The organism is Methylobacterium sp. BTF04 (assembly GCF_010692745.1).
Classification (GTDB): domain Bacteria; phylum Pseudomonadota; class Alphaproteobacteria; order Rhizobiales; family Beijerinckiaceae; genus Methylobacterium.
On the sequence record NZ_JAAHTB010000188.1, the window covers coordinates 1 to 1102 of the forward strand.

Annotated in this window: 1 protein-coding gene; it reads right to left on the minus strand. The window is 58.3% G+C overall.

Annotated elements, in window-relative coordinates; genetic code table 11:
• Positions 1-856: flagellar motor stator protein MotA (motA, locus tag G3T14_RS24225; RefSeq protein WP_163645011.1), on the minus strand; the 856-nt coding region annotated here is incomplete at its 3' end.
• Positions 857-1102 lie beyond the last annotated feature (246 nt).

Here is a 1102-nt window from a genome sequence, read left to right on the forward strand (position 1 = left end):
AGGCGGGCAGAGCGGCGGTTGCCGTTTCCACTTCGTTGAAGGTCGGGCGGACGTCGCTCATCAGAGCCTTGCGGGCAAATTCTACCGCCATCACTGGCGGCTGGCCGCTGATGTGGGCGAGGAGACCCGCCTTGAGTGAAAGGTAGTATTTGGATTCGGCCTCAAAGAGGCTCTTGAGCGACTGCGCCATTGGCCCGAAAAATCCATAGGCAACGAAGACGCCAAAGAAGGTGCCTACGAGCGCACCGCCGATCAGATGTCCCAGCACCTCCGGCGGCTCTTTGATCGCCCCCATCGTCTTAATCACGCCGAGCACGGCGGCGACGATGCCGAGCGCTGGTGTTCCATCGGCGAGCGCCTGCATGGACGAAACGACACGCTCCTGCTCCTGGTGGTGCGTCTCCAGTTCCTCATCCATGAGAGCTTCTATCTCGTAGGCGTTGTTGGCGCCCAGCGTCACCATACGCATGTAGTCGCAGACGAACTCAACCGCGTGATGGTTCGCTGCAAAGGTCGGGAAGGCGTTGAACAGCGTCGACTCGCTAGGATTTTCAATGTGCGGTTCAAGCGCCATTAAACCCTTCTGCTTCGTAAGTTTGTACAACGAATACTGCATCCCCAGTAGTTCGACATAGCATTGCTGATTGTATTTGGGACCCTTCACGAGCGTGAGTAACATCCCCGGCACGGCCTTGAGCACCGGCCCGGTGTTGCCAATGATGAAGGCACCGATGGCTGCACCGAGGATGATGACAAACTCGTACGGCTGCCAAAGGACTTCCAGGTGGCCACCCATCGCCGAGTAACTGCCGAAGACGCAGGCGAAGACGATTATTGCGCCGATGATCAGCCGCATAATTTGCCATCCTTGGGCGGCGGCAGGTACAGCCCGCACGAAGCCTCTAATGATCCGAGGAATTGCCGATTAAGGTTAACGGCGAGTTTAGATCTGTGGCGGGAGGATCATCACAGCGTTTTACTTTTGAGCTAGGTCGGCGGATTGGGGTGCACCGGGGCTGAGGGGCTGGTTCACTGCGCTGGCCGACAGCTAGCCCGTCTTATTCACCAGGCGGTGTCTTGCGGCGTGTTCTGGGCTGACGGC